Source organism: Pseudomonas sp. B21-040 (assembly GCF_024748695.1).
Classification (GTDB): domain Bacteria; phylum Pseudomonadota; class Gammaproteobacteria; order Pseudomonadales; family Pseudomonadaceae; genus Aquipseudomonas.
The window spans coordinates 2,207,598-2,232,919 of record NZ_CP087176.1 but is presented as its reverse complement, the minus strand read 5'-3'; the positions used below and the strand labels follow the sequence as shown (position 1 = coordinate 2,232,919).

At 57.2% G+C, this 25,322-nt stretch carries 26 protein-coding genes; 16 read left to right on the top strand and 10 right to left on the bottom strand.

Annotated elements, in window-relative coordinates; genetic code table 11:
• Positions 1-38: 38 nt before the first annotated feature.
• Positions 39-1,556 (top strand): efflux transporter outer membrane subunit, encoded by a 1,518-nt coding sequence (locus LOY55_RS10130; RefSeq protein ID WP_223524013.1) that lies wholly within the window; start codon positions 39-41, stop codon positions 1,554-1,556.
• Positions 1,557-1,753: 197 nt separating this feature from the next.
• Here LOY55_RS10130 and LOY55_RS10125 read toward each other — a convergent pair whose 3' ends face one another.
• The 4 genes from LOY55_RS10125 to LOY55_RS10110 form a co-directional block, all read right to left on the bottom strand.
• Complete coding sequence (locus LOY55_RS10125; protein ID WP_223524010.1) at positions 1,754-2,401, bottom strand: c-type cytochrome; 648 nt, start codon at positions 2,399-2,401, stop codon at positions 1,754-1,756.
• 9 nt (positions 2,402-2,410) lie between these two features.
• Entirely contained in the window at positions 2,411-3,667 is a 1,257-nt protein-coding gene (locus tag LOY55_RS10120) for a molybdopterin-dependent oxidoreductase (protein WP_223524007.1), read from the bottom strand.
• Between the two features lie 367 nt (positions 3,668-4,034).
• Complete coding sequence (locus LOY55_RS10115; RefSeq protein ID WP_223525272.1) at positions 4,035-5,453, bottom strand: IS1182 family transposase; 1,419 nt, start codon at positions 5,451-5,453, stop codon at positions 4,035-4,037.
• A 120-nt stretch (positions 5,454-5,573) separates the two neighbouring features.
• The gene (locus LOY55_RS10110) at positions 5,574-7,091 is read right to left on the bottom strand and encodes a nucleobase:cation symporter-2 family protein (RefSeq protein ID WP_077430551.1); all 1,518 of its coding nucleotides are present in this window, start codon (positions 7,089-7,091) and stop codon (positions 5,574-5,576) included.
• A gap of 256 nt (positions 7,092-7,347) precedes the next feature.
• Between LOY55_RS10110 and LOY55_RS10105 the strand changes: the two genes are divergently transcribed.
• On the top strand, positions 7,348-7,629 hold the full coding sequence (locus tag LOY55_RS10105; RefSeq protein WP_223523312.1) for a BrnT family toxin: 282 nt from the start codon (positions 7,348-7,350) through the stop codon (positions 7,627-7,629).
• A 2-nt stretch (positions 7,630-7,631) separates the two neighbouring features.
• Entirely contained in the window at positions 7,632-7,973 is a 342-nt protein-coding gene (locus LOY55_RS10100; protein WP_223523314.1) for a BrnA antitoxin family protein, read from the top strand.
• Positions 7,974-8,052: 79 nt separating this feature from the next.
• Here the strand turns inward: LOY55_RS10100 and LOY55_RS10095 are convergent, their stop codons facing one another.
• Positions 8,053-8,889: an arylamine N-acetyltransferase gene (locus LOY55_RS10095; protein WP_223523316.1), complete on the bottom strand. Its 837-nt coding sequence runs from the start codon at positions 8,887-8,889 to the stop codon at positions 8,053-8,055.
• A 118-nt stretch (positions 8,890-9,007) separates the two neighbouring features.
• Complete coding sequence (xth, locus tag LOY55_RS10090; protein WP_109785891.1) at positions 9,008-9,796, bottom strand: exodeoxyribonuclease III; 789 nt, start codon at positions 9,794-9,796, stop codon at positions 9,008-9,010.
• Between the two features lie 169 nt (positions 9,797-9,965).
• On the opposite strand from xth, the gene LOY55_RS10085 reads away from it, so the two are divergent.
• Positions 9,966-10,550, top strand: coding sequence for a GNAT family N-acetyltransferase (locus LOY55_RS10085; protein WP_223523318.1), 585 nt, complete (start codon positions 9,966-9,968; stop codon positions 10,548-10,550).
• 107 nt (positions 10,551-10,657) lie between these two features.
• Positions 10,658-10,978 (top strand): hypothetical protein, encoded by a 321-nt coding sequence (locus tag LOY55_RS10080; RefSeq protein ID WP_223523320.1) that lies wholly within the window; start codon positions 10,658-10,660, stop codon positions 10,976-10,978.
• 33 nt (positions 10,979-11,011) lie between these two features.
• Here LOY55_RS10080 and LOY55_RS10075 read toward each other — a convergent pair whose 3' ends face one another.
• Positions 11,012-12,418 carry a DUF1254 domain-containing protein gene (locus tag LOY55_RS10075; protein ID WP_223523321.1) on the bottom strand — a complete coding sequence of 469 codons (1,407 nt, stop codon included), beginning with the start codon at positions 12,416-12,418 and terminating at the stop codon, positions 11,012-11,014.
• Positions 12,419-12,559: 141 nt separating this feature from the next.
• Positions 12,560-14,131 (bottom strand): GGDEF domain-containing protein, encoded by a 1,572-nt coding sequence (locus LOY55_RS10070; protein WP_223523322.1) that lies wholly within the window; start codon positions 14,129-14,131, stop codon positions 12,560-12,562.
• A 234-nt stretch (positions 14,132-14,365) separates the two neighbouring features.
• Between LOY55_RS10070 and LOY55_RS10065 the strand changes: the two genes are divergently transcribed.
• A complete protein-coding gene (locus LOY55_RS10065; protein ID WP_223523324.1) occupies positions 14,366-14,833 on the top strand; it encodes a hypothetical protein in 468 nt (155 codons plus the stop codon).
• Positions 14,834-14,886: 53 nt separating this feature from the next.
• Here the strand turns inward: LOY55_RS10065 and LOY55_RS10060 are convergent, their stop codons facing one another.
• Positions 14,887-16,635, bottom strand: coding sequence for a murein L,D-transpeptidase (locus tag LOY55_RS10060; RefSeq protein ID WP_223523326.1), 1,749 nt, complete (start codon positions 16,633-16,635; stop codon positions 14,887-14,889).
• Between the two features lie 81 nt (positions 16,636-16,716).
• On the opposite strand from LOY55_RS10060, the gene LOY55_RS10055 reads away from it, so the two are divergent.
• From LOY55_RS10055 to LOY55_RS10015, 9 genes are all read left to right on the top strand, one after another.
• Positions 16,717-17,418 (top strand): murein L,D-transpeptidase catalytic domain family protein, encoded by a 702-nt coding sequence (locus tag LOY55_RS10055; protein ID WP_109785897.1) that lies wholly within the window; start codon positions 16,717-16,719, stop codon positions 17,416-17,418.
• A gap of 293 nt (positions 17,419-17,711) precedes the next feature.
• On the top strand, positions 17,712-18,077 hold the full coding sequence (locus LOY55_RS10050) for a hypothetical protein (RefSeq protein ID WP_258667969.1): 366 nt from the start codon (positions 17,712-17,714) through the stop codon (positions 18,075-18,077).
• 118 nt (positions 18,078-18,195) lie between these two features.
• Positions 18,196-18,540 (top strand): hypothetical protein, encoded by a 345-nt coding sequence (locus tag LOY55_RS10045; protein WP_258667968.1) that lies wholly within the window; start codon positions 18,196-18,198, stop codon positions 18,538-18,540.
• An 11-nt stretch (positions 18,541-18,551) separates the two neighbouring features.
• On the top strand, positions 18,552-18,959 hold the full coding sequence (locus LOY55_RS10040) for a hypothetical protein (protein ID WP_109785899.1): 408 nt from the start codon (positions 18,552-18,554) through the stop codon (positions 18,957-18,959).
• Between the two features lie 308 nt (positions 18,960-19,267).
• On the top strand, positions 19,268-20,974 hold the full coding sequence (locus LOY55_RS10035) for a copper resistance system multicopper oxidase (protein WP_223523330.1): 1,707 nt from the start codon (positions 19,268-19,270) through the stop codon (positions 20,972-20,974).
• 7 nt (positions 20,975-20,981) lie between these two features.
• On the top strand, positions 20,982-21,869 hold the full coding sequence (locus LOY55_RS10030) for a copper resistance protein B (protein ID WP_109785901.1): 888 nt from the start codon (positions 20,982-20,984) through the stop codon (positions 21,867-21,869).
• A 53-nt stretch (positions 21,870-21,922) separates the two neighbouring features.
• Positions 21,923-22,294: a copper homeostasis periplasmic binding protein CopC gene (copC, locus tag LOY55_RS10025; protein WP_109785902.1), complete on the top strand. Its 372-nt coding sequence runs from the start codon at positions 21,923-21,925 to the stop codon at positions 22,292-22,294.
• A 3-nt stretch (positions 22,295-22,297) separates the two neighbouring features.
• A complete protein-coding gene (gene copD / locus LOY55_RS10020) occupies positions 22,298-23,233 on the top strand; it encodes a copper homeostasis membrane protein CopD (protein ID WP_109785903.1) in 936 nt (311 codons plus the stop codon).
• A gap of 51 nt (positions 23,234-23,284) precedes the next feature.
• The gene (locus LOY55_RS10015; protein WP_223523332.1) at positions 23,285-24,070 is read left to right on the top strand and encodes a transporter substrate-binding domain-containing protein; all 786 of its coding nucleotides are present in this window, start codon (positions 23,285-23,287) and stop codon (positions 24,068-24,070) included.
• Positions 24,071-24,183: 113 nt separating this feature from the next.
• On the opposite strand, the gene LOY55_RS10010 is transcribed toward LOY55_RS10015, so the two are convergent.
• Complete coding sequence (locus LOY55_RS10010) at positions 24,184-24,402, bottom strand: hypothetical protein (RefSeq protein ID WP_109785905.1); 219 nt, start codon at positions 24,400-24,402, stop codon at positions 24,184-24,186.
• Positions 24,403-24,706: 304 nt separating this feature from the next.
• Here LOY55_RS10010 and LOY55_RS10005 point away from each other — a divergent pair, with 304 nt between their 5' ends.
• Positions 24,707-25,312, top strand: a complete 606-nt coding sequence (locus tag LOY55_RS10005) for a hypothetical protein (protein ID WP_109785906.1) — start codon at positions 24,707-24,709, stop codon at positions 25,310-25,312.
• Positions 25,313-25,322: the final 10 nt, after the last annotated feature.

Genomic DNA, 25,322 nt, shown 5'->3' with positions numbered 1-25,322 from the left:
GTAATATCGTCACAAACCGACCCTTTCGCAGGTATCGCATGCACCCTCCTCCTCGTTTCGCCGTTTTGCTGTGTTTGGGTATGGTTGCAGGTTGCGCAGTGGGCCCTGACTACTCAAAACCCCGTGTGGAATTGCCCGAGCATTTCTCCGCGCAAACGTCCAAGGCACGACAACTGGGCGCCGCAAATGACGATCTCGCCGCTTGGTGGAACGCATTTAATGACCCAATACTCAGTCAGCTGATAAATCGAGCACTTGAACAGAACCTCGATTTAGCCCAGGCAAACGCAAGGATCGAGCAGGCTCGCGCCGGTTTGGGCGCAGCTAACGCAGCCCTCCTGCCGTCGGCTACCGTCAATGGTCAAGCGGCCCGAGCCCGTCAGTCATTGGAGACGCCGTTGGGCCAAGCGCTGAATTCAGACCCTTCCTATAATCGCTACGGCAGTGCCTATGAGGCGAACTTGAATGCCGGCTGGGAGCTGGATGTGTTTGGCGGGCTGCGCCGAGGTAAAGAAGCCGCCTTCGCCGATTATCAGGCCTCGCAAGCCGGAGCGATTGCCACACGCCTGGCAGTGGTCGCGCAGACAGCCGATCTTTACATCAGCATCCGCGGCCTTCAAGCACGCCTGGAAATTGCCCGGCAGCAAGTAGACACACGACAACAACTGCTCACCACCATCGAACATCTCTACGCAAAAGGCCTGGCGGCTGAACTGCAGTTGAACCAGACCCAAGGCGCGCTGAACCAAGCGCAGGCCACCGTGCCGGTACTGCAAGCAGGCATTGACACGGCAATGAATGCGCTGGATGTCATGTTGGGCAAGGCGCCCGGCACTTACAGCGCGCAGTTGACTAAGCTGGCGCCCATCCCTGAGGCGCCAGGCCTCTCGGACATGGGCGCTCCAGCCGACCTGCTGCGTCGGCGTCCAGACTTGATCGTCGCGGAGCGCCGTCTTGCGGCATCCAGCGCGCGCATCGGCGAAGCCATGTCCGAGTACTACCCCAAACTGTCTGTGGCTGCGCTGCTCGGCAGTGCTACATCGGTATCCAGTGCAAACCTGTTCAGCAACGGCGCCAGTCAGGCTTCGGCGGCACTGGGATTACGCTGGCGGCTGTTCGATTTTGGCCGCATCAACGCCCAGATTGATTTGGCAAAGGGCCAGGAAGCCGAAGCCTTGGCCGCTTACCGCCAGTCCGTTCTGCGGGCCTGCGAAGATGTGGAAAGCGCTGTTTCGGCACGGATCAACCGCGAGCAACAATCGACCCAGTTCGCCCAGGGCGAGTCGGCGTATGCGAAAGCCAGAGCGACATCGTTTGCCGCCTATGAAAAAGGCGTGGTCAGCTTGATCGAAGTGCTGGATGCCGATGAACATCTCCTAGCGGCATCTGATGGCAGAGCCCAGGCACAAACTGAATCGGCTCGCGCTGCAGTGGGCACGTTCAAAGCATTGGGCGGCGGTTGGCAGCGAGATGACTCAGATGCTCGCGTTGTCTCAAAAAGAGCGGAAACACGAATGTTTTTTCCTGATCCAGGGATATCGAAAGAACTCCAATAAAATACGGGCTGGATTAGGATAATCGTAGGGATATATATACTAAAAAACAGAATAATTTCATTGTAGAACAAATGCTTATTTTTCTGTTCGAGTCCAGGTCGTGAAGCCAGACAACGTTTCAGGGAAGGTTTTCAAAATCTCTGAAGCTCCGAAAAAACCCGCCATTTGGCGGGTTTTTTCGTTTCTGGCTACCGAGCCTACTGCTGCAGTATGAACGTTGCCAGGGTTTGCAGATTGTCCGGGCTTATCTGTGCGAACGGTGGCATCGGGATATTCCCCCATTTGCCGGTACCGCCGTGCTGGATGCTGGATGCCACCTTGACCAGTGCCTGCGGGTCACCGGCGTACTTGGCAGCTACAGCATGATAGGCCGGCCCTACGACTTTTTGATCGATCGAGTGGCAAGCCAGGCAACCGTTGCTCTGGAGCAACGCCATGGCATCGACTTTTGCTGCTGGCGCCGCCGGGGGCGGCCCCGCGGATGGATTCAAAGCAGCCTGCACATCGGCATCGCTCGTTTGGGCACTCCCGTAGGTCACCGCCAGGTAGACGCCGATAGTGCTCACATCCTGATCGCTGATCGGAGCCCCGTACACGTGCTGCATCTTGCCCGCCTCAGCGGTCCACTGCGCCAGCGTCATGCCCGGAGGCTGGAAGTTGATGTAATCGGCCGAATGGCAGATGGAGCATTTCTGCTGGGCCAACGGATAGCCAGGCAGCGCACTGGGTTTGAGCACAGCCGTTTCGGGCGGCAAGGTGATCGATAGTGGCGCTGCGTTAGCCCAGCCAGCCAAACAAACCTGAGCCGCACAGAGCAAAATCATCATGTATTTCATGCGTTTCATGCGAGCCCCTCAGGCGACAGTCACGTGGCTGGTTTCTACGACGTGGCGGCGGTAGCCAGCCGGGTTCCAGTCGGCCTGCAGCGGCTGTGTTTCGCCCGCACTGTTACTGGCTCGCACCATCAACTGGGTGGCACCCGCGCTGGTAAAGGTGATCGGCAGCGTCCACTCACGGAAGGAGAAACGGCCAAGGTCCTGCCCAAGCGCGGCTTCGCGCCAGACTTTTCCTCCGTCGATCGAGATTTCCACCTTGTTGACGCCAACACCGCCGTCGAACGCAATACCCTTGAGCACCACGCTTTTTTTCAGCGGCAACACATCGCCATGTTTAACGTTGGTGATGAAACTGCGCACCGCCAACTTGGAAATCGGCAGGGTTTTTGCCGCTGTGGTGCCCGGGGCAATGCAGAAGCAATCGTTGTCCGGCAGGCGGTAACCTTTCGCCATGAAGAAACCTTCATAGGTATGGTCGACGACTTCAATCTCACTGAGGTGCTTGACCCAGTAGGTGCCGAAATAACCGGGTACGACCAGACGTATCGGGTAACCGTTGAGGAATGGCAGATCGGTGCCATTCATCGACCAGGCAATCATGGGCTCGCCGTCCATGGCATGGCTGATGTCCAGCGCCTTGATGAACTCCGGCGTACTTGGCAGCACGGGCTTATCGAGCCCACGGAAGGTCACTTGCCTGGCATCGGCTGTCACACCCGCCTTTTCCAGTACCGCCTTGAGCGGCACCCCCACCCAGCGCGCATTCCCCATCGAACCATTGCCCAACTGAGCACCAAACACGCGGGGCATCGAGAAGCCGCGGCTGTTACCTGAGCACTGATTGACGGCCACCACTTCTACCGGCTCGGCAAGGGCCTTGAGCTCTGCCAGGGAAAGTGACAGCGGCGTGTTGACCGAGCCCTTGATCGTCAAGCGGTAGCTGTCTGGATCAATGCTGGTAGGGAAATTGGCCAAGTGGTAACGCACGAAAAACGCGTCATTGGGCGTGATGGGCCCTTCGTTGAAGACCGGAAACGGCGTTTCAAGGTGCGGCGGGCGTGTGGTCACCAAGGTCAACGGGCGTTTTTGCGGATACTGCACCAGTGGCCGGGGGCCGGCGGCAAAGGTCACTTCTTCGGCGGTCTCGTCGGCCTTGGTTTCGTCGGCTGCCCTGGCCAGGCTCGCCAACGGAGAAGCCGCCAAAGCGAGGGTGAAGGCATCGCGCAGAACGCGTCGGCGGCTCGGCTTGCTGTTATCTATAAAACTGAACTTCATTCGGTGCTCTCTATAATTGTTTTACTGAGATGCAACTGTCAGCCCGGCCAAGGCACGCAGGCCTCGGGCTCGATGTTTTTTTAAAGGGTTTCGCTTCACGGTTGGACTTCGGTGCGAAACCAGTATCGTCACGCCAAAGTCGACCGCTTTTCATTTGACGTCAGCGGCTTAACATTTGACGACAGTCGTTGCCGACGCATGCGGTCGAGCGTGGTATCTCAACAGACTTGTCCCAAGCCACACATTCAGCCAATAAAAAAGGCGTCCCGAACAGACTGTGTGAAAACGCGCTGAAGGCCGGCCCAACAAACGCCCCGACTTGTTCGGGGCGTTTGTTTTGGTGCGGGCGACAGGCGAAAAAAGCCTTTCAGCCCATTAACGCCATCAATTGGCGGGCCCCGAGCACACTAATTGCGCGTTTTAGGTTGTAGGCACTCACTGCCAAGGCCATTTCCGCTCTCGCGCCCTCCAGTTGACGCAACAGGAAGCGAGCATTGCCAAACAGCCATTGCTTCAGGTTGCCGAAGGGGTGCTCAACAATGGATCTTCGGTTGGCCATCATCTGCGGATGGGCCAGCATTCGTTGCTCCATTCGCTCAAAGGCTTCTTCATGGGCGTGGCGTGAGACGTAGCGGCGCTGAGCGCCAGTGCATTGGGATTTGAGCGGGCAGGCGGCGCAGTCGCTGACATCTGCCTGATAGATCCGATCGCCCTTGTGGCGCTGTTTGAGCGTTAACCACTTGCCTGCCGGGCACTGATAACGATCGTGTTCGGCTTCGTAGATAAAGTCTTTGCGCTCAAAAAAGTCCTCACCACCAGGATTGACCGAGCGGTTGGGCGGCACATAAACGGTAATCGCAGCCTCCTCGCAGGCCTGAAACTGCTGGCCGTTGGAGTAGCCGGCATCGGCAGTCACGGTCAGGGCATCTTGTTCCAGCTGTTCTTTGGCGGCTTTAGCCATTGGTTCGAGTTGCTTGCGGTCGTCGCCATCCTGGGTAACCTCATGATGCAGAATCAGGCAATGCTTGGCATCCACGGCGCTCTGCACGTTATAGGACACACGCGGCCCCTTGGGCGTGCGCATCATTCGGGCATCGCTTTCGTGGGTGTTGAACTGCTCCAGGCCCATCGAGTTCATCAGCGCTTGGCAGCTCTGATTGTCCTGCTGGCGAACTTTAAGCTGCACCAGTGCTGTTTTGATCGCGCCGCGATCAATCACCTCTCCCGCATCGAGCCTGTCAGCCTCATCCAGTTCGGCCAGATACTGAGCGATGCGCTTATCCAGTTTTTCTTCCTGACGCTTGAGTTGCTTGAGGTTCATATGGCGCCGCGAGGAAGCGACTGCCTGAAACTTGCTGCCGTCGATGGCCACCAAGTCTCCTGCGATCAGACCGGCCATGCGGCAAAACCGGACGAAGGCACCGCACGTCGCCACAAAGGCGGATTTGTTGTTTTTGCGAAAGTCGGCGATGGTCTTGAAGTCGGGCTTAAGCCGGTTGATCAGCCACATCACTTCGATGTTGCGCTGGCACTCGGCTTCGAGACGCCGCGATGAGCGAATCCGCTGAAAATAGCCATAGAGGTAGAGCTTGAGCTGATCGGCAGGATCATAAGAAGGACGACCTGTGCTTTTGGGCAGCGCTTTATCAAAGCCCAGTTGCACCAGATCCAGCTTGGCGACGTACAGGTCAATAACCCGAACGAGATGATCCTCGGGGATCAGTTCTTCCAGCGAGACCGGGAACAGACTGGTCTGGCTACGGGACTCACCTTGGATGTAAGCCATAACGAAAAATGCTCCGTATCTTTCGATACGGAGCATTTTCTTTGAGCTTTGCGCAGATTGCTAGGTTTTCACACAGTCTGCGAAGGACGCCTTTTTTATATTTCCATGCCTTGAATGTTGTCAGACATGCTCACTGCTTTTCGCATGCAGCGCTCGCGGCTCTCCATGCCCATGGTCGGTTTCCACCACCGGGATTTCTTTTCCGTCGCAGTCATGCAGTTTGCCTTCGCTGAAATAATCCCCTTCGCGCAACGCCGCCAGGTCCTGATAACGCAACACGCGCTCAGTACCGGCCGCGAACACCGACTGCTGATCCGAGTTACCCGCCGTGAGGTGGTTGAATGTCAGGTTCAACACGATGGCCATGATCGCCGACGAGCTGATGCCCGAGTGGAAGATGGTCGCGAACCAGCTAGGAAAATGGTCGTAGAAGTTTGGTGCAGCAATGGGGATCATGCCGAAACCGATAGAGGTAGCGACGATGATCAGGTTGACGTTGTTGCGGTAATCGACCTTGGACAGCGTCCGGATACCACTGGCCGCCACCGTACCGAACAGCACGATACCGGCACCACCCAGAACAGACGTCGGCACAGCGGCGATGACCCGGCCCATGAACGGCAGCAAGCCGAGAATCACCAGGAACAAACCACCCGTGGCGACCACGTAGCGGCTCTTGATCCCGGTCACCGCCACCAGCCCGACGTTCTGGGCGAAGGCACTTTGGGTGAACGAACCGAAGATCGGCGCAATCATGCTCGACAGCATGTCGGCGCGCAGACCGTTGCCCAGGCGTTTGGAGTCGACTTTGGTGCCAATGATTTCACCGACGGCGAGGATGTCCGCCGAGGTTTCCACCAAGGTCACCATGACCACGATGCACATCGACAGGATGGCGGCGAAGTGGAAGGTCGGCATGCCGAAATGAAACGGCGTCGGGAAGCCGAACATCGGACCTTGGGTGACGGACGAAAAGTCCGCCATGCCGAGGAACACCGCGATGACCGTGCCGATGACCATCGCCAGCAGAATCGACAATCGGGAGATGGTCGCGCTACCGATCTTGCTTAGCAGCAACACCAGCACCAGCGTCACCGCCGCCAGGCCAATGTTCGCCACGCTACCGAAGTCCGGCGCGTGACTATTGCCGCCCATGGCCCAACGCGCAGCCACCGGCATCAACGTCAGGCCGATGGTCGTGATCACAATACCCGTGACCAGCGGCGGGAAGAACTTGGTGATGCGCGAAAACACCGGCGTGATCAGCAAACCAATCAACGACGCGGCAATCACCGCCCCGAGAATCGACTGGAATCCGCCCTCCCCGCCACTGCTGACTATCGCCACCATGGTCGCGACACCCGAGAACGACACGCCCTGTACCAGCGGCAACTGACAACCAAAGAACGGTAAACCGAGGGTTTGCAATAATGTCGCCAAGCCCCCCGCAAACAATGAAGCTGCAATCAACAAACCGATGTCCGCCGGCGAGAGTCCGGCCGCCTGACCGATGATCAAAGGCACCGCGACGATGCCTCCGTACATGGTCAGAACATGTTGCAGGCCGTAAGCCATATTCGCGCCGATCCCGAGATTTTCATCCTCGGGCCGTTGGTGTGAAACATGGGGCGTTTTCATGGTTGGGGGGTTCCCTGGTTTTTGTTGTGCGCACACTGTATTCAAGACACAGGACAAATGTCTATATAGTTGTATACAACTTATCGGTCAGATTATGGACAGGTGTCCATTTTGCTCGTCGAGTGACGAACCTGATCGCACAAAAAACCTTGAAATACATCCCTCCAGGTACTCGCCCCTTCTGCCGCTAATCTTTTTCGTTCATGGCGACCGCCGGCACGGATGCCCTCTTTTTTATACATATAAAGTATGCATAATGAAGCCATTCGACATTCAGTATGACAAGGCAAAGAACGCGGCCAACAAACTCAAGCATAGTGGCATCAGCCTGGCGGAAACCGAACCGGTGTTCGATGACGAGCGGGCCCTGACGCTGCAAGACCACGATCACGACGAACAGCGCTGGATCATCATGGGGCAGGATGCCAAAGGTCGTTTACTGGTGGTTGCCTACACGTGGCGCGAACCGAATTTCGTTCGAATTATTTCCGCACGCGTCGCCACCAAAAACGAGCGTCGCCACTACAGGGATGCATGACCATGAAAGACGAATACGACTTCAGTAACGCCAAGCGCGGGGCCGTTGCCTCCAGCAAAGGCAAGACCCGCATTACCATCATGCTGGATGATGCCGTCATCGAGGCGGCTCGCTCGCTCGCGGAGAACGAAGGATTTGGTTATCAAACAGTCATCAACAACACGTTGCGCCAGAGCTTGCTCAGCGATAAAGGACAAGGCGCGAAGGTCGATCAACCCAGCGGCGCCACTGCCGGCCAACTCAAAAAAGGCGTAACGGCCACCGACCTCAAGAGCCTCGAACAGAAACTCGCAGAGGCCCTTAACGAAATCCGTCGTGTGATGGAGCCGGGGATTCGGCCATAGGGGATAGGATCCTGAAGGCAAGTCAAGATCAGCATTAGTGCGCAAGGCAGATCGGCAGATCTGCCTTGCGCAGGCTCGGTCAGACCTCTTCCTTCGGCGCGATCAAACGCTCGATCACCTGCCTCAACCGGGCGCTCTCAGGTACCAGAATTCCGAACTCGCTGCCCAGCAGCTCGATCAGCTCATCCACATCCGTCACTTGGCGCCGCTCACTCTCGTGACCGATCCGATGTATTGCAAAGTTGCCGTTGTTGAGCGTACGGCGCCAGCCCTCCCCGGTCCGGGCAACCATCAGTTGTTTGGCAAACGAAGACTCGGGATGGGTCGAGACGTACCAGTTGCCGAGGGTGTAATCGATGTCTTCCTGGCGCTGCAGGTCGAAGATGTACATCGCCCGCCACTCGCCGCCGACGTTGGCGCGCAAGGTGTAGCCATCCGCATGTTGTTCAATGCGATACGGCTCATGAGGGGTGGGTTGCCCGGCTTCGGTGTCGAGCATCAGTGGTGCCGTGGGGACCATGCCGCCAAAGCCGACGTCGGTGATGTAGCGCACACCGTCCAGAGTGACCAGGCTCAAACGGTGAGTGCGAGCGGTCCACGCGCCTTCGGGCTGCCCCATCACAACCCGTCCGGTGATGCCACGGGCGTCGAAGCCCAGCTCCTGAAGCAAAGCCAGGAATACATGGTTGAGCTCATAACAGTAGCCACCGCGACCGTCGAACAGGACTTTCTGTTCAATGGACGGCAGGTCTATCCGCACCGGTTCGCCCGACAATGTGGTGAGGTTTTCAAATGCGAAGGCACCGGTGTGGCGCAACTGCAACTGGCGCAGGGTTTCCAGGGTGGGTGCCGGGGGCGCATCGAAGCCCAGGCGCTGCAAATACAACTCAAGGTGGGTCAGGCGTGGCTCGCTCATTGCTCAGTCCTTATGCATGGGGCCGCGGATCGCTCCGCCGATGGCCGCCATGTATAAGGGATAAAGCGCTTCGACTGACAATTGATTTCGCCAATCACTATCCCCGCCGAAATCAATGTTACTTGCGCGAACTCACACGAATCCATGTCGGCGCATGGTCACTGGCATGCGGCTCGTTGCGCACCCAGGCGTCGACACCGGCCTCTTGCAAATAAGGACTCAGCACCGGGTTCAGCAACAGGTGATCGATGCGCAGCCCGGAGTTTGTCTGCCAGTGCTGCCGGAAATAATCCCAGAAGGTGTAGAGCCGGTCCTGCGGATACAGATGTCGCAGGGAATCCGTCCAGCCCTGATCCAGTAAACGTTGATAACACTCGCGGCTTTGCGGTTGCAGCAGCGCATCCTTGAGCCAGGACCGAGTGTTGTAGATGTCCAGATCGGTGGGTACCACGTTGTAGTCACCGGCCAGCACCACCGGGTGTTCACTGCCTTGCAGTTCCTTCGCATAGGCGATCAGCCGCTCAAACCACGCCAGTTTGTAGTCGAATTTCGGCCCCGGTTGCGGGTTGCCGTTGGGCAAGTACAGGCACCCCACCAGCACACCATGCACCGCCGCTTCCAGATAGCGACTGTGGGTATCGGTGTCATCGCCTGGCAAACCGCGCCGACTCTCCAACGGTTGCGCATCTCGCGCCAGAATCGCCACCCCGTTCCATGAAGATTGACCCTGCCAGATGGCACCGTATCCGGCCGCCTCAAGCTCGGCGGCAGGAAAGGCTGCGTCCACCGATTTCAGTTCCTGCAAACAGGCAATGTCCGGTTTTTCCCGTTCCAGCCATACCCGTAAATTGGGAAGACGTGCGCGCAGGCCGTTGACATTGAACGTGGCGATTTTCAGGTTTTTCATGGTCGGACACTCGCTACGGATTGGCGGTATCCAGTTCTGACCGGAGTGCGTGGCAACAGTTGCCCTCGCACACCCGGCGGTCGATTAAAGGTGTCGCAGCGGGACTTGCCAATCGACGGCGGCTCCCTTGTAATGCCCTCTGCGATTCTTTTCCGAGACAGCCTCGAACATGGACACCCTGGAAGGTCACCGAATCAGCCTGCGTCCCCTGCAACTGAGTGATGCCACCCCCCTGCTCAATGCCGCGCAGGACGGCGAATTATGGAACCTGACAGTTACCGTCGTGCCCTCGCCCACCACCATTGATGGCTACCTGAAAAAGGCGCTCGATGGTCGAGATGCCGGCACCGTCCTGCCTTTCGTCATCGTGCTCAACGAAACCGGCGAAGTGATCGGCTCAACGCGCTTCTGGAAAATCGACCGCCTCAACCGCAAGCTGGAAATCGGCAGCAGCTGGATCAGCGCCCGTTGGCAGAAAACCTTCGTCAACACCGAAGCCAAATACCTGATGCTGCGCCATGCGTTCGACGTGCTGGACTGTGTACGGGTGCAGTTCACCACCGACGAAAACAACCAGAAATCACGTCACGCCATTTTGCGGCTGGGTGCGCAACAGGAAGGTATCGTGCGCCACGAACGGATCATGCCGGACGGTCGCAAGCGCAACTCGGTGCGGTTCAGCATCATTGATGATGAGTGGCCGTCGGTGCGCAGCAATCTGGAACAGAAAATGACCGAATACAGCCTTCGATAGTGCTCCCACATTGAATAGCGACCACCGACCGCTCGTCATCCAACCGGTACCCATCGACCCGCCTTCGGACCAACATCAGGTAACGACTCACCTTGGGGAGACGGACCATGATGACCACAAAACTCACTTCACTCTTACTGACCGGGTTGTTATGCGTCGCAGCGACGGCCTCGTTTGCAGCGCCCTACGACAGCCCCCATCCGGCGGACACACGGCCCGGCGGCGCCCGCGGATCAACCCTGTCCCCCGACTACACCCGCAGCGCGCCTTCGGCCGGCAACAACTCAGGCTCGGTTAGCGGCACCGGTACTAATGGCGGGGCCAGCGGCTCGGGCTCTGGCGCAGGCGGCGGCACCGGGGCGGCTGGCGGCGGAACCGGTGGTGCGGGAGGCGGAACAGGCAGCTGGACGAATAAAAGCAAGCCATGAAGCACTTCATGGTCTGCTTTCGCTATAAGTCCATCACAGTCGTTTGACGGCTGGCGGGTTCCATTTGCCGTTCAATGCCTCGGGTTTTGGGCCGTACAGGCGCATGGTCAGGTTAAACGGGCCTTTGGGGGCGGGAAGCCAGTTGGCCTCAAGGTCTTTGCCGGGGCTTTCGTTCTGGAAATAGATGTCCAGGGAACCATCGGCGTTAGTCTTGAACGGCATCCAGCTGCTGACTGCAAAACGGTTTAGCGTATTACCCACCTGGAATCCTTCCGGATCGTACAACGTGATCGACCAGAAAGCGTTCACCGGCGGTACTTCAGCTTTATCAAAATGCAGGACGTACTTGTTGGCCCCATCGAGCGGCTTGCCCTTGTCGTCCCCCATGTTCAGCGGATAAATCGCATCCTCGGGCAAGTTCGCCCCCAACCCGACCTGCGCCACGATCGCGCGTTTAAGGTAGTAATTGCCGTAGACCCCCATGGTGTCGGTGTTCATCGACCAGCCGTTGACCACCCGAGCAAGCGTTTCAACCTTCCACTTCATCAGTGTTTGCGCTTCTTCAGGCACGGTCTGCAATGCGGCTTTCACGGCCGGGTCCAGTGTCTCGATGTTGAACGATTTACCCACCTCGATACCGATGCGTTGCATCTGCGCCAGGATCGGCTGATCGGTGAGGTGAGGCGGATGCACTTTGAGCAATTCGGCGGCGTAGGCAAAGTATTTTGCCGCCGACAGCGTATCGACCTGAATCTTCGGCGGCGTTTTCATGTCCACCGCCGGGTCGACTTTCACGGTGACCGGTTCAGCTTTTTTACCCAGCTGCGACAACGGCGTCACGGTATAGCCCGCCTGAATACTGTGCACTGCCGCGTAGTCGGCTTCCCCGTCGGTCTTGGTCCGGCCGATGATCCAGACGAAAGGCGTCGGCGCTGGCAAATGACTCAATCCGGCAGGTACCGTTCCCGTCCAGCCCGGTGGTGTCACCAGAAACTGACTGGCCTGTGTGCCGGTAGTGCGCCAGCCGGGCGAAGCGAAGACGTCGCTCCACATGTCGAGCATCGGCAACAGATAAAAACGCCCCGCGGTGTCCGGCGCGGAAATCACCAGCGGCTCCTTGGTCAAATCGAGCCAGGCGATGGAATACAACGTATCGAAGTTCGCCCGCACCACCCCTTTGAAACTTGCGGGAGGATACTGCGGCACACTCACAAACATGTTCATCGGGCCTTTACCAAACTCCTTGCCGGGTTCGATATTGGTGAACTGCTTGCGGGTGATGTCCATGGTCAATAGCGGATAAAAATACAGGTAGGCCTCAACGCCGATGGCATGTGCTTCTTCAGGGGTGACTTTGGTTTGAGCCTGGCTGGCCAGTGGAAAAACGGCGGCGGCCGCAAGGGTTAGAGCAACGGCTGTCAATGCTTGAGTAATCAACATCTAGGCGATCGTCCGTGCTATGGGGAACGCTGCCGGGTTCGGCAGGGCTAACGGAACTCTAGACGATCGATTCAGGAAGAACTGACAGGCGGACGACCGGTTGTCGGGTGTTGCAAGGCTCAAACAACAGCACTGAACGGCTCAACGATCCGAGCGCATCAGCGCCTCCACGCCCCCTTCCATGGACAACACCGCAGAACGATTGCGCCCCGAATGCTTGGCTTGATACAGCGCTGCATCGGCACGCTCGATGAACACTTCGATGCTGTCGCGCCCTGACGGTATGAACGCGTAACAGCCAAGACTGACCGTCACATAGCCGGTGGGTGAGCCGCTGTGAGTGATGTTCTTGTCCATGACGCTGCGGCGGATTTGTTCGGCAATCGCGAGCGCGCCGTGGATATCGGTATTGGGTAACAACACCGCGAACTCTTCACCGCCATAGCGCACCGCCAGATCAGCTTTGCGATGACAGCAACTCTTCAGCGCTCGCGCCACTTCGGCCAGGCAATGATCGCCGGCGACATGGCCGTAAGCGTCGTTGTAACGTTTGAAGAAATCGATGTCGAGCATGACCAGGCTCAATGAACTCAACTGCCTGGCACCGCGCGCGAACTCGATGTCCAGCGCTCGCTCGAACAATCGACGATTGGCCAGCCCGGTCAGGCTGTCATGGGTGGCGATCAGCTCCAGGGCTTCTTGCGCTTTGCGCAAATCGGCCTCGATCCGCTCGCTATCGCGCACTTGATGGATGAACACCCAGCCAAACAGCCCCACCCCAAGGATCACCAACGCCACGATGACGCTGGATTGAAACGCCGTGTCGTACCAGCCCTGCAAAACCGAGTCCCGCGAAGAAGCCGCAGAAACCACCAGTGGATAACCCTCCAGCTGACGATAACCATGCAATCGAACGATGCCATCCACCATCGAACTGATCATCGCGTTGCCGGCGGGCGCGTTGGGCAGCAGGTTCCGGAAAATGTCCCCCTGGGCCAATGACGTATTGATCTGCGACTCCACAAACGGCCGTCGCGCCAGCAGCGTTCCATCGGTCAGCGCCAAAAACATCGACCCCTGGTCATCGAGGCTGAAGCTTTTGAAGAACTGATCGAAGTACGCCATCTTGATCCCGGCCAGCAATACCCCTTGGAAGTTGCCGTTTTTGTCATTGATGCGCCTGGAAACCGGAAGGATCCACTCGCCATTCTCCCGACTGCGGATGGCCGGCCCGATGTGCGCAACCGAGGACACATTCTGCTGGTGAAACTTGAAGTAGTCCCGATCGGCCACTCCAGCGCCCCGAGGCAGGTCCTCGAACGAAGTCACCACCCACTGCCCCTGCTTGTCGAACAGGAAAATCCCGTGCAACTGGTCCAGCGCCAGCACCCTGCGGGCAAAGGTTTTCTGCAAGCGCGAGTGTTGCGCAGGGCCATAGCCGTCAACCTGAATCCAGTCCACCAGACTGGTCAGCACCAGATCGGCCTTCATGAAGGTGTCTTCAGCTTGCTGCGCCATGGCTCGGGTCAGGTTCGACGACGCCACTTGCGCCACTTCCAGGTCGTGGCGCTGCGACTGCTGTAGTTGCAGGTACAGCAAACCACAAAGACACAGGCACACTGCCGCGATAAACAGCACCGCGGCTTTAAGCAGCGGTAACCGTTTCAACGTGCCACCGGGGGCGTGATGCGGGTCGTGAATGGGGATAGGCAAAAACTCGTCCTGTAAGGGCATGCGCGGGCGAAGACCCAAAAACCCTTATTTTTTGTGAGCTTAGTCTACGCCTTAGTGAGGAACAATTGTCCTGTGGAGCGTCGGCAGTCGCGCAAACCGGAGCGCTCACCAGGAAACGAATTGTCACGCTTGTATCGCGGGTATGACCCAAGGCAAGACCTGGATGACGTTGTAGGAGCTACGATTACTCTTACATCACGACAGGGAATCGAAATGAGTAAGGCAGACGAACTCGCCGCGAAGTTGAAACACACAGGGTCTACCAACGCAGATCAGATCATCGATAGTTGGCCGGGCCAGGTTTACGACCTGTATCGCCAGATCGAGCATTGGCTGCTGCCGCTGACGGAGGTTGGCCTGGTTTTGCGGCGCAATCCTGTTCACATATTCGAGAGCGATCCGACTGGGGAAACGTTCGACTATTCCATCGACCAACTGGTGATCGAGGGCAACCGCTACTCGCTGACTTTCGACCCGGTCGCACGATTCACCGCGGATGGCGCGGGTCGGGTAGAGATCCATTCCAAAGGCAAGGAGCTCGCACTATTGCGCACTGTGGATGAGCACGGCGAGACGCATTGGTGGCTGCAAACGATTGAGCAATCCGGTCAACAGGAGGATGCGGTAGCGCTGACAGAGCACACCTTGCTCTCGGTGGTGCAGGAAGGGCTGGAGCTCTGAACCCGAGGGATTTATAGCGGGCAGGCTCGGTTCATTGAGCCTGCCCTTTGCGGTTACAGATCCGGCCTCACCGCCACCACAGACCCCGTCGCCGCGCGCAAATCCAGCGCCGGTACTGGCGAAGGCCGGTTCAGCGCCTGCAACACCGGCGCATCGTAGCCATACACATCCGGCTTGAACGCCACCCGCCCGTCACTCTCCAGATCCACCGTCCAGTACGCCAACAACACCGGCACTTTCACAGGAAGCATGACGTTCTCGGTCTTGCCATTGGCCAGTTGTTTTTGAATGCCGGCGCTGTTCCATTTAACCGGATCGTTGAACAACAGCTCCACCAATTGCAGCGGGTTCTCTACGCGGATGCAGCCCGAACTGGTTGCCCGGACCGTTTTGGCAAACAGTTCGCGATGCGGTGTGTCGTGCAGGTAAATCGCATAGTCGTTGGGGAAGCGGATTACCACCTGCCCCAACGAGCTGTCGGGCCCGGAGTCCTGACGCAGGGTGAGCCCGCGTGCGTTGCTCCAGTCGACGGAAGACGGGTCGAGCACATTGCCCTCGCGATCCAGTACTCGCATCCGGTTGGCGGCCAGGTAACCGGGATTGGCCTGAATTTTTGGCAGCACGTCTTCCTTGAGGATCGTAGGCGGCACGGTCCAGGTCGGGTTAAACGTGATGTAGGTGATCTGCGCCTGGAAAATCGGTGTATTGCGCGCCGCTTTACCGACCTGTACCCGGGAACGCCAGATCGGCTTGCCATCGCGGTACATCGCCACCTTGTAGCCGGCGATATCGACAATAACGAACGTGCCCTGAAGTTTATAAAGCAGCCAGCGCGCCCGTTCCAGGTTCACCCGCACCTGGTCGATGCGCGCATCAACGGGCACATTCAGCGCCGCCAGCGTCGTCGCCCCCGCCACGCCATCTGCACCCAGGTATTGCTCGGTCTGATACTTCTTCACCGCTGCGGTGACGGCGCCGTCGTACTTCGTGCCGCGGATCAATCGCGGATCGAGAAAGCCTGCCGCGACCATTCTCGCGCGCAGTTGGGCGACAGCAGGTTCGTCCATGCCGGGTTTGAGCGAATGGTCTACAGCTACTTTCGGCCAGCCGCCCCGGTCCCGAATCCCGCGCAATTGCGCAAGCGCCTGGCGCAAACCAACGTAGACCGCTGCTTGCGGCGGCGCCTGGGCAAAAGCGCTCGCCACGTCGTGATGGTCGAGTGCGATGAAGAAGGCATTGACGTCCTCACGGGGATCGACGCCATTGCCGTCAAAATTCCAGTGATTATCGAGCCGCGACGGATCGACTTTGCCGCGCCGCAATTGCAGCAGCGCAGCAATAAAGGTGTGGGTGGTGGCGATATCAAACGCTGCCCGCTGCTCAGGTGTGACCGTCAAGGTTTGTACTGAGGGCTGCGTACGGACAATTTCATCGATATGGAAATCCGCCGGGTTCAAGCCGTCGGCCTGCGTGTCGTTCAGGCTTTTGATCAACTGCGCGACATCGCTGTCATTCGTCCACGCCGCGCGATAGGCGCGATGGGTGTAAAAATCCATCACCAGACGACTGACATCCACCCGCCGATGGCGCTTTGAGGTGAGCAAGGGCGGGAAGGCGGTTTTCAGAGGGGCGAGCGAGGCCTGAATCGTTTGAGCGACGATGTCGTCCGCTGCGGCGTCCATAACGGTGCTCGGCGCAATTGCCGACTCAATCGGCGAAGTTTCAGCAATCGCTGCACCACTTATCAGAAAGCCCATAAAAAGTATGCGGCTTATGACGAATAACCTTGTTAATTGCACCATAGATAATCCTTAATCTCCCGCATTCAATCGCTAGCTTCCCATGCACTGCTAGACTCGAACTTAACATGATGAGACATCTATATGGCGCTACTACGTTTTGGCCTTCCATTCGCGGCCCTGTTACTGACTGCAATGTCCGTACCGTCAGCCTACGCCGATTCGCTTGCCGCCGCCCTCGTCAAAGCAGCGCCGAGCGCCGACGCCAAGGTCATTGACCTGGCCGTCCGCGCTTCAAAATGCAGCATCGCTCAAGGCAGAGCCCCCGTCCAAAGGCTCGCCATTATCGACTATTCCTTGCCTTCGACTGAACAACGTTTGTGGGTCTTTGACCTGAAAAAACGCAAACTGCTGTTCCATGAACTGGTAGCACACGGTCGAAACAGCGGCGAGAACATGGCCGTTAACTTCTCCAATCAAAACGAAAGCTTCGCCACCAGTCTCGGCTTGTACCGTACACAGTCAAGTTATGTCGGCCAAAATGGCTACTCGCTGCGCATGGAAGGCCTGGAGCCGGGTTTCAACGACAACGCGTACGACCGGGCGATCGTGATTCATGGCGCCCCCTATGTCAGCCCGATGCTGGCCCGTGTGAATGGCCGGATTGGCAGAAGCCTCGGTTGCCCGGCCGTTCGGCCGGCGATTGCGCATCGGCTGATTGATTCGATGAAGGATGGGCAACTGTTGTTCTCCTACTATCCGGATCAGCGCTGGTTGAAGTCGTCTTCTTATATCAATTGCGGTAGCGGCACGGTTGCTTCGGCATTCAAGCCAAATAAAGGCTGACAACAAAGGGCAGCCTTTCATCACCGCCCTCCCCCCGATATCACACAAAGTGATATCGGTCCCACAAGAATTAATTCTGTGCTTCACGCAGAAACAAACATTTGTGGCTACTCCGTGGAAGAAAACACCGAACGGTACTAGCGTATGAGGACGGATAGCACATTTAAGCCGTTTTTGTTCTACGCTTCCATCACGAACAGAAGTCACAGAAGGTGATCACAGTCAACAACCCGGTCTTTACTTAACCTAAAGTCACGGGCTGTTATGCGCGCATACAACTTGGAGGTACGCTTATGAAAACAGGCTTGTTAATACTACCTGCCCTCATATCGCTAACTTCTGGCTGCGTATCATTGGACTCGGTCAAAAACTACGCCTCCTATTCAAAATTAACTGTAGAAAGCACCAGGCCAATTGCACAAGACTACTTTGATTCCTGCATGAGGACCAACAATTACAAACCCTATAGCCATGCCAGCAATTGCCAAAGCGAAAGAGCCACTTCAAATGCGATTTCCGAGATCGCAGAAGTACTGGCCGCTTATAGCGACTCGCTCGGCGCTCTTGCCTCTGACGAGCTCGTTAGCTATGACGACAATCTTAACGAAGTCGCATCCGAACTAAAAAAAAATCAAGGGCGCCTCTCCGGAAAAAGTTGACGCAATCAAAACTCTTTCAGCAAAAATTGCATCAGCGACGACTAACGCCTATCGACAGAAGCAAATTGTAAAATACATATCAGAAAGTAACGATGCAGTAGTTTCGGTTTCCGACACATTGGCATCAGTCATTGAGCAAAATTACTCCTTTGCAATTTCTCTAGAAATTGATGCTTGGAGTGACAGCTATCGTAAAGTAGAAATAGTTGAGCGTGATGCTCACCCCTTAGCGTGGGACGCCTTTGCGACAAGCAAATGGCAGGAGAGAGAGAATCTGGAGAAAAAACAATCTGCCGCCACTGCTTTGGCAGACAGCATCAGAAAAATCGGCTCAACACATGCAAAATTAAAAAAAGATGCAGAACATATTACCGGCGATGAGGTTTATGCATCGGTCAGATCCTTTATTAGCGATGTCAAACCAGCCATTAACCAGGTTAAGGCAGCCTATACTGAAAAATAGAGGTCTTCACAATGAGCATTACTATATCTTCAGAAAATATTCTCGCTTTGAGCCGGGCATATCATGATTTATCTACGGGCTTGGGAAACTACAGATTTGACCACTGGAAGACTCTGTCCGACGATGAGCGTAAAGATCTGGAGGACAAACAGTGGACTTTATTTAACCTCTCCAGCGACCTGAACGCCCAATCCGCGTTATTAGCGTTGAGCGCTACACACGAAGATATAGAAACTCTACAAAAATGCACCAAAGGCATGAAAAAAGCCGCCCAGACCATAGAAGACATTAAAGACGCCATTACTATCGCGAGTAAAGCTATCGCTTTAGGCGGAGCATTTTATCTAGCAATGTCTACAGGCCAGTTGAGCGTCGCCGTGATAGCGGCAAATGAATTGATCGCGCAGATGTCGAATTAACACCTATGCATCACCTCGACCGGAGTGAGCTGACATCATGATGTATCGCCCTAGAACGCCGTGAACTACTCCGTGTCACTTAAAGCCGGTGGGGGAGATGCGTGGTTCATCTCAAAAACGCTCAGCAGTCGTGAGACTTGACTCCAGAACCACGGGCATACGCCTCATTGCCCCACTCGATAATCGATAGGCATCGCCAGCAATATCCCGCGAACCTGTCAAATCTGTAATCCCCGCCTCAGTTTTCTGAAAGGCTGCGCTCGTTAGTCTCGGCGTCAACTACACGTTGACGGACCGGGAACAACGGCATGCATTCCACTACTTCAAGACGCACCTTCGTGAAGGGACTGGCCGCCGGCGGGTTGCTCGGCGGCCTCGGTTTATGGCACACGCCTGTCTGGGCGGTCACCAGCCCCGGCGAAACTCAGGTCCTGGCGGGTACCGATTTCGACCTGTTGATCGGCGAAACTCCAGTCAACATCACCGGCAACCCGCGCACCGCCATGACCATCAACGGCGGCATTCCCGGCCCGTTGCTGCGCTGGCGTGAAGGCGACACCGTCACCTTGCGGGTGCGCAACGCACTCAAGGACGACACCTCCATTCACTGGCACGGCATTTTGCTGCCGGCCAACATGGACGGCGTGCCGGGGTTGAGCTTCCACGGCATCGAACCCGGCGGAATGTACGTCTACCAATTCAAGGTTCGGCAAAACGGTACTTACTGGTACCACAGCCATTCTGGCCTTCAGGAACAGTCCGGCGTCTACGGCCCGTTGGTGATCGACGCCAAAGAGCCGGAACCCTTCCAGTACGACCGCGATTACGTGGTGATGCTGACCGACTGGACCGACGAAGACGCGGCCGGTCTGATGAAGAAGCTGAAAAAACAGTCCGACTACTACAACTACAACAAACCCACCGTGGGGGATTTCATCCACGACGTCGGCGAGAAAGGTTGGGGCGCAACGGTCGCGGATCGAAAGATGTGGGCCGAGATGAAGATGAACCCCACCGACCTGGCCGACGTCAGCGGCGCCACTTATACCTATTTGATGAACGGCCAGGCGCCGGACATGAACTGGACCGGTGTGTTCCGGCCTGGTGAAAAGCTGCGCCTGCGCTTCATCAACGGTTCCGCCATGACCTACTTCGACGTGCGCATTCCCGGCCTGAAAATGACCGTGGTGGCAGCAGATGGATTGCACGTCAAACCGGTGAGCGTCGACGAGTTTCGTATCGCGGTGGCGGAGACGTTCGATGTGATCATCGAGCCGACACAAGAGGCCTACACCCTCTTCGCCCAGTCAATGGATCGCAGCGGTTATGCGCGCGGCACGCTGACCGCGAAGGCCGGGTTATCCGCACCAATCCCTGCGCTGGACCCTCGCCCGCTGGTGACCATGGATGACATGGGCATGGGCGGGATGGACCACGGCAGCATGGGGGATATGGCGGGCATGGATCACAGCAGCATGGCGATGCCGGGCATGCAATCTCATCCAGACACGGAAAAAGACAACCCGCTGGTGGACATGCAAGCCATGACCACGTCGCCAAAACTCGACGACCCGGGATTGGGCCTGCGCAACAACGGGCGACGAGTCCTCACCTATTCCGACCTGCGCAGCACTTTCGAAGACCCGGATGGCCGCGAGCCCGGTCGCACCCTTGAGCTGCACCTCACCGGCCACATGGAGAAGTTCGCCTGGTCGTTCAACGGCGTGAAATTTTCCGATGCCGAACCGCTGCGCCTCAAGTACGGCGAGCGGGTTCGGGTAGTGCTGGTCAACGACACGATGATGACCCACCCCATCCACCTGCACGGCATGTGGAGTGATCTGGAAGACGAGAACGGCCAGTTCATGGTGCGCAAACACACGATCGACATGCCACCGGGTTCCAGGCGCAGCTACCGGGTGACCGCCGATGCGCTTGGTCGCTGGGCCTATCACTGCCATCTCCTGTACCACATGGAAATGGGCATGTTCCGTGAAGTTCGCGTGGAAGAATGAGGCGCTCATGACCAGACTTATCCCGATTTCTTTCGCGCTCATGACTGCGGGCCTGCCGCTCTCATCGGCCATGGCCGCCACCCCCGACATGCAGGGCATGGACCACAGCCAAATGACCGGCATGGACCCCAGCCAGATGCAAAGCATGGACGACTTCCAGATGCAGCCCGCCGCGCCGACCGAAAGTCGCACGCCGATCCCGGTGCTGACCGATGCCGACCGCGCCGCCGTGTTCGTCAGCCCCGGCGGCCACAATGTGCATGACAGCGCGCTCAACTATTACTTCCTTGCCGACAAACTCGAATGGCAGGACGCCGACGACGCCAGCACGCTCGCGTGGGATCTCTCCGGCTGGGTCGGCGGCGACATCGATCGCCTGTGGTTGCGCTCCGAAGGCGAGCGCAGCAACGGCAAGACCGAAGACGCCGAAATCCAGGCCCTGTGGGGCCACGCGATTTCCCCCTGGTGGGACGTGGTGAGCGGCGTTCGCCAGGACTTCAAACCCGGTGCCCCGCAAACCTGGGCGGCATTCGGCGTACAAGGCATGGCGCTGTACAACTTCGAAGCCGAGGCCACTGCGTTCATTGGCGAAGCAGGTCAAACCGGCGCGAGGCTGGAAGGCGACTACGACATTCTGCTGACCAACCGGCTCATCTTGCAGCCGACAGCCGAACTGAATGCCTATGGCAAAAACGACCCACAACGCGGCATCGGCTCCGGCCTGTCCAACACCGAAGCCGGCCTGCGCCTGCGTTACGAAATCCGCCGAGAGTTCGCGCCTTACATCGGTGTGACCTGGAACCGCACGTACGGCAAAACCGCCGATTACGCCGCTGATGAAGGCGAAGATCGCAGTGAAACGCGCCTCGTCCTCGGCGTTCGACTGTGGTTCTGAATGCATCAAATCAAAATCAAAATCAAAAAAACAACCGCTTAAAGAGGCCTTGCATGCGCACCATCAAAATCACCGCTATCACCCTCGGACTGCTGATGAGCACACTCGCTCAAGCGCACCCGAAACTGCTCTCCTCCACCCCCGCTGAAGGTGCCGACGGTACGTCGCCGAACACCATCGAACTGCACTTCTCCGAAAACCTCATGACCCAATTCTCCGGCGCAAAACTGGTCATGACCGAAATGCCCGGCATGGCCCACTCACCGATGCCGATGAAAGCCAAAGTCGCCGCTGGCAGCGACCCGAAAACCATGCTCATCACCCCGCTCTCGCCACTGCCCACGGGCAGCTACAACGTCGAATGGCGCGCGGTGTCTTCGGACACGCATCCGATAACCGGCAACGTTTCGTTCAAAGTGAAGTGATTGATGAGCGAGTCGTTCAGCGTTGCCCTGCGGTTTGTGTTGTATCTGGACTTGATGTTGTTGTTTGGCATAGCGGCATTCGGGTTGTACAGCCTGAACGGACGGGAACGGTTGTCCGGGGTGGTATTGCCGTTTCGGTCGATGCTTGCGGGGGCGGCGATGCTGGGTGTGTTGCTGTCTGTCGCGAGCATGGTGGTGATGGCGAGCGCCATGAGCGGTGAAACGGACTTTACCGAATTGCGCCCGCACATCGAGATGATGGTGCTGGAGACGGACGTCGGGTTGGCCTGGGTGGCGCGAATCGTTGCGCTGACTGTCTGCGGTCTAGCCATGGCGCTCAACACTCGCGCACCCGACTTGAGCTTGCTGATTGCCTCTATTGCCGGCGGCATCGCCCTCGCTTCCCTGGCCTGGAGCGGACACGGAGCAATGGACGAAGGCAGCCGGCGCATTTGGCATTTCACCAGCGACATCCTTCATTTGTTGGCGGCAGGTGCCTGGCTTGGCGCGCTCGTGGTGTTTGCGATGATGGCGAAGATTAATGCGCTGCAATCGCAAGAGCCCGTCAGGCTGCTGGCTCGTGCGGTTGCACGATTTGAAACGGTGGGTGCGGTGATCGTCGTCGTCATTTCGGTGACGGGAGTCGTGAATTACCTGTTCATCGTCGGCCCCAAACTGGATGACGTTTTACTCAGTACTTACGGGATTTTGCTGTTTATCAAAGTGGCACTGTTTGCCGGGATGCTGGTGCTTGCTGCCTTGAACCGGTTTCACTTGGGGCCTTTTTTGGAGCAGTCGTTGCGGGACGGGCAGTATCGAGTCGCGGCAAAGGCGTTGCGGCGCAGCGTGATCCTGGAATTGGCAGCCGCCGTGTTGATTTTGGGATTGGTAGCGTGGCTGGGGACGTTGAGCCCTGAAGTAGAGACGAGCAATCTTTAGCAAATCAAGTTCTACTCTGAGTCCCAAATCCATCATGGAAGCCGGACAACAATGAAACACATAAGCAGCACAATCATGCTCGGGGGCTTACTCGCTCTATCGTTTGGCGTTCAGGCAGAACCTTCGCACCTGGACAGCGTCATTCAACAAGGCCAACTACGGGTTTGTACGACAGGCGACTACAAACCCTACACCTACAAAGCCGAGACCGGTGAATACTCAGGCATCGACATTGCCATGGCTCGTTCACTGGCGGACAGCCTGGGCGTCAAGGTTGAATGGGTGCAGACCACTTGGAAAACCCTGATGCCCGACTTGCTGGCGGGCAAATGCGACATCGGCATGGGCGGGATCTCGGTCACCCTGGAGCGTCAGAAAAAAGCCTTCTTCAGCACCACACTGGACGTCGACGGCAAGATCCCGCTGGTGCGCTGCGAAGATCAGTCGCTGTACCAGACCGTCGAGCAAATCAACCAGCCTTCAGTTCGTCTGGTTGAACCGGCCGGTGGCACTAACGAAGCCTTTGTTCACGCCTTCTTGCCCAAGGCGCAATTGAGCCTTCACGACAACGTGAGCATCTTCCAGGAGCTACTGGACAAGAAGGCGGACGTGATGATTACCGATGCGTCGGAAGCGCTTTACCAGCAGAAACTCAAACCCGGTTTGTGCGCGGTTAACCCGAGCCGGTTTATGCAGTATGGGGAAAAGGCCTACCTGCTGCCGCGCGACGACATCACCTGGAAGTTGTATGTCGATCAGTGGCTGCACCTGGCCAAGGTGACGGGCAACTACCAGAAAGTCCTGGGACAATGGATAGCAACGCCCGAAGCTAAATAACCCGCAACCTGCCACGCCCCCCCTGTAGCAGCTGGCGAAGCCTGCGTCCGACTGCGCAGCAGTCGCCAGCCCTCAAGTAAAACGCAAAACGGCGGAAACACTTCCGCCGTTAATCAATCATCGTGCAACAACCCCGAACTGTACTCGCCAAAGCTGTTGCCGAGCGCACTGCCATGGAAATTCATCTTACCGGGATTGTTGGTGGGTCCCGGGCCAAAGCCGGCAGAGGGCACGGATTCTTCCGAATAATTGCTCTGGGTGCTCACACCCGAACAGGCGCTCAACAGCAACGCACCACCGATCAGCACGACTTTGAACAGTTTCGAGATCATTTTCAGTTCCCTCTATGGGATGGGATGCAAGCGCGGTGATACGACCTTAAGTGGTCATCCTAGACTGCCATTTCGCCGGGCATCATGAAACTTTGCGCGCCGACAGCATTGGTTCAGCTTCGGCGGCCCGGGAGGTGAAAAAGGGTCGTTCAACGGTAGCAGAACGTTACAAAGCAGCCTCGCCAACGGGTGACCTCGTCCAGCCAGATGACATCACACGTTGCCGTCGGTGCTTTGGCCCATGCGGGCCACGTGCGACTTATTTGGGCTGACGTCACCCTTACTCTTTTCCGAGACACGATGAATGAAGCAATGGCGAACATGGATACCTGTATTGATGCTGCTGATCTTGACGGGCTGCACAACGTCGCCACCAAAGGACCAAAACAACCTCTGCAATATTTATCGTGAATACCCTGACTGGTACGAAAACTCGCTGGAGATGCAGGAAAAGTGGGGCACGCCTCAACATGTGGCGATGGCAATCATGAAGCAGGAAAGCAGTTTTGTTGCCGATGCGCTCCCCCCTCGCGACTACCTGCTGTGGGTCATCCCTTGGGGTCGAGTCAGCTCCGCCTACGGCTATGCGCAAGCGCAAGACCCCGTGTGGGGCGAGTACAAAGACGGCACCGGCAATGGCGGTTCGCGCGACAACTTTGATGACGCAATCATGTTCATCGGCTGGTACACCACCGGCACTCAGCGCCAACTCGGGATCTCCAAATGGGATACCTATAACCAGTATCTGGCGTACCACGAAGGACGCGGGGGATATCGCAACGGCACCTATCTCAGCAAGCCCTGGCTAATGCAGGTAGCGCGCAAAGTAGAACAACAATCACAGAACTACAGCTCGCAGCTCAAGCAATGTCGCCAGGAACTTGAGGATGATCGCAGCTGGTTTTTTTGAGCTGCGTACA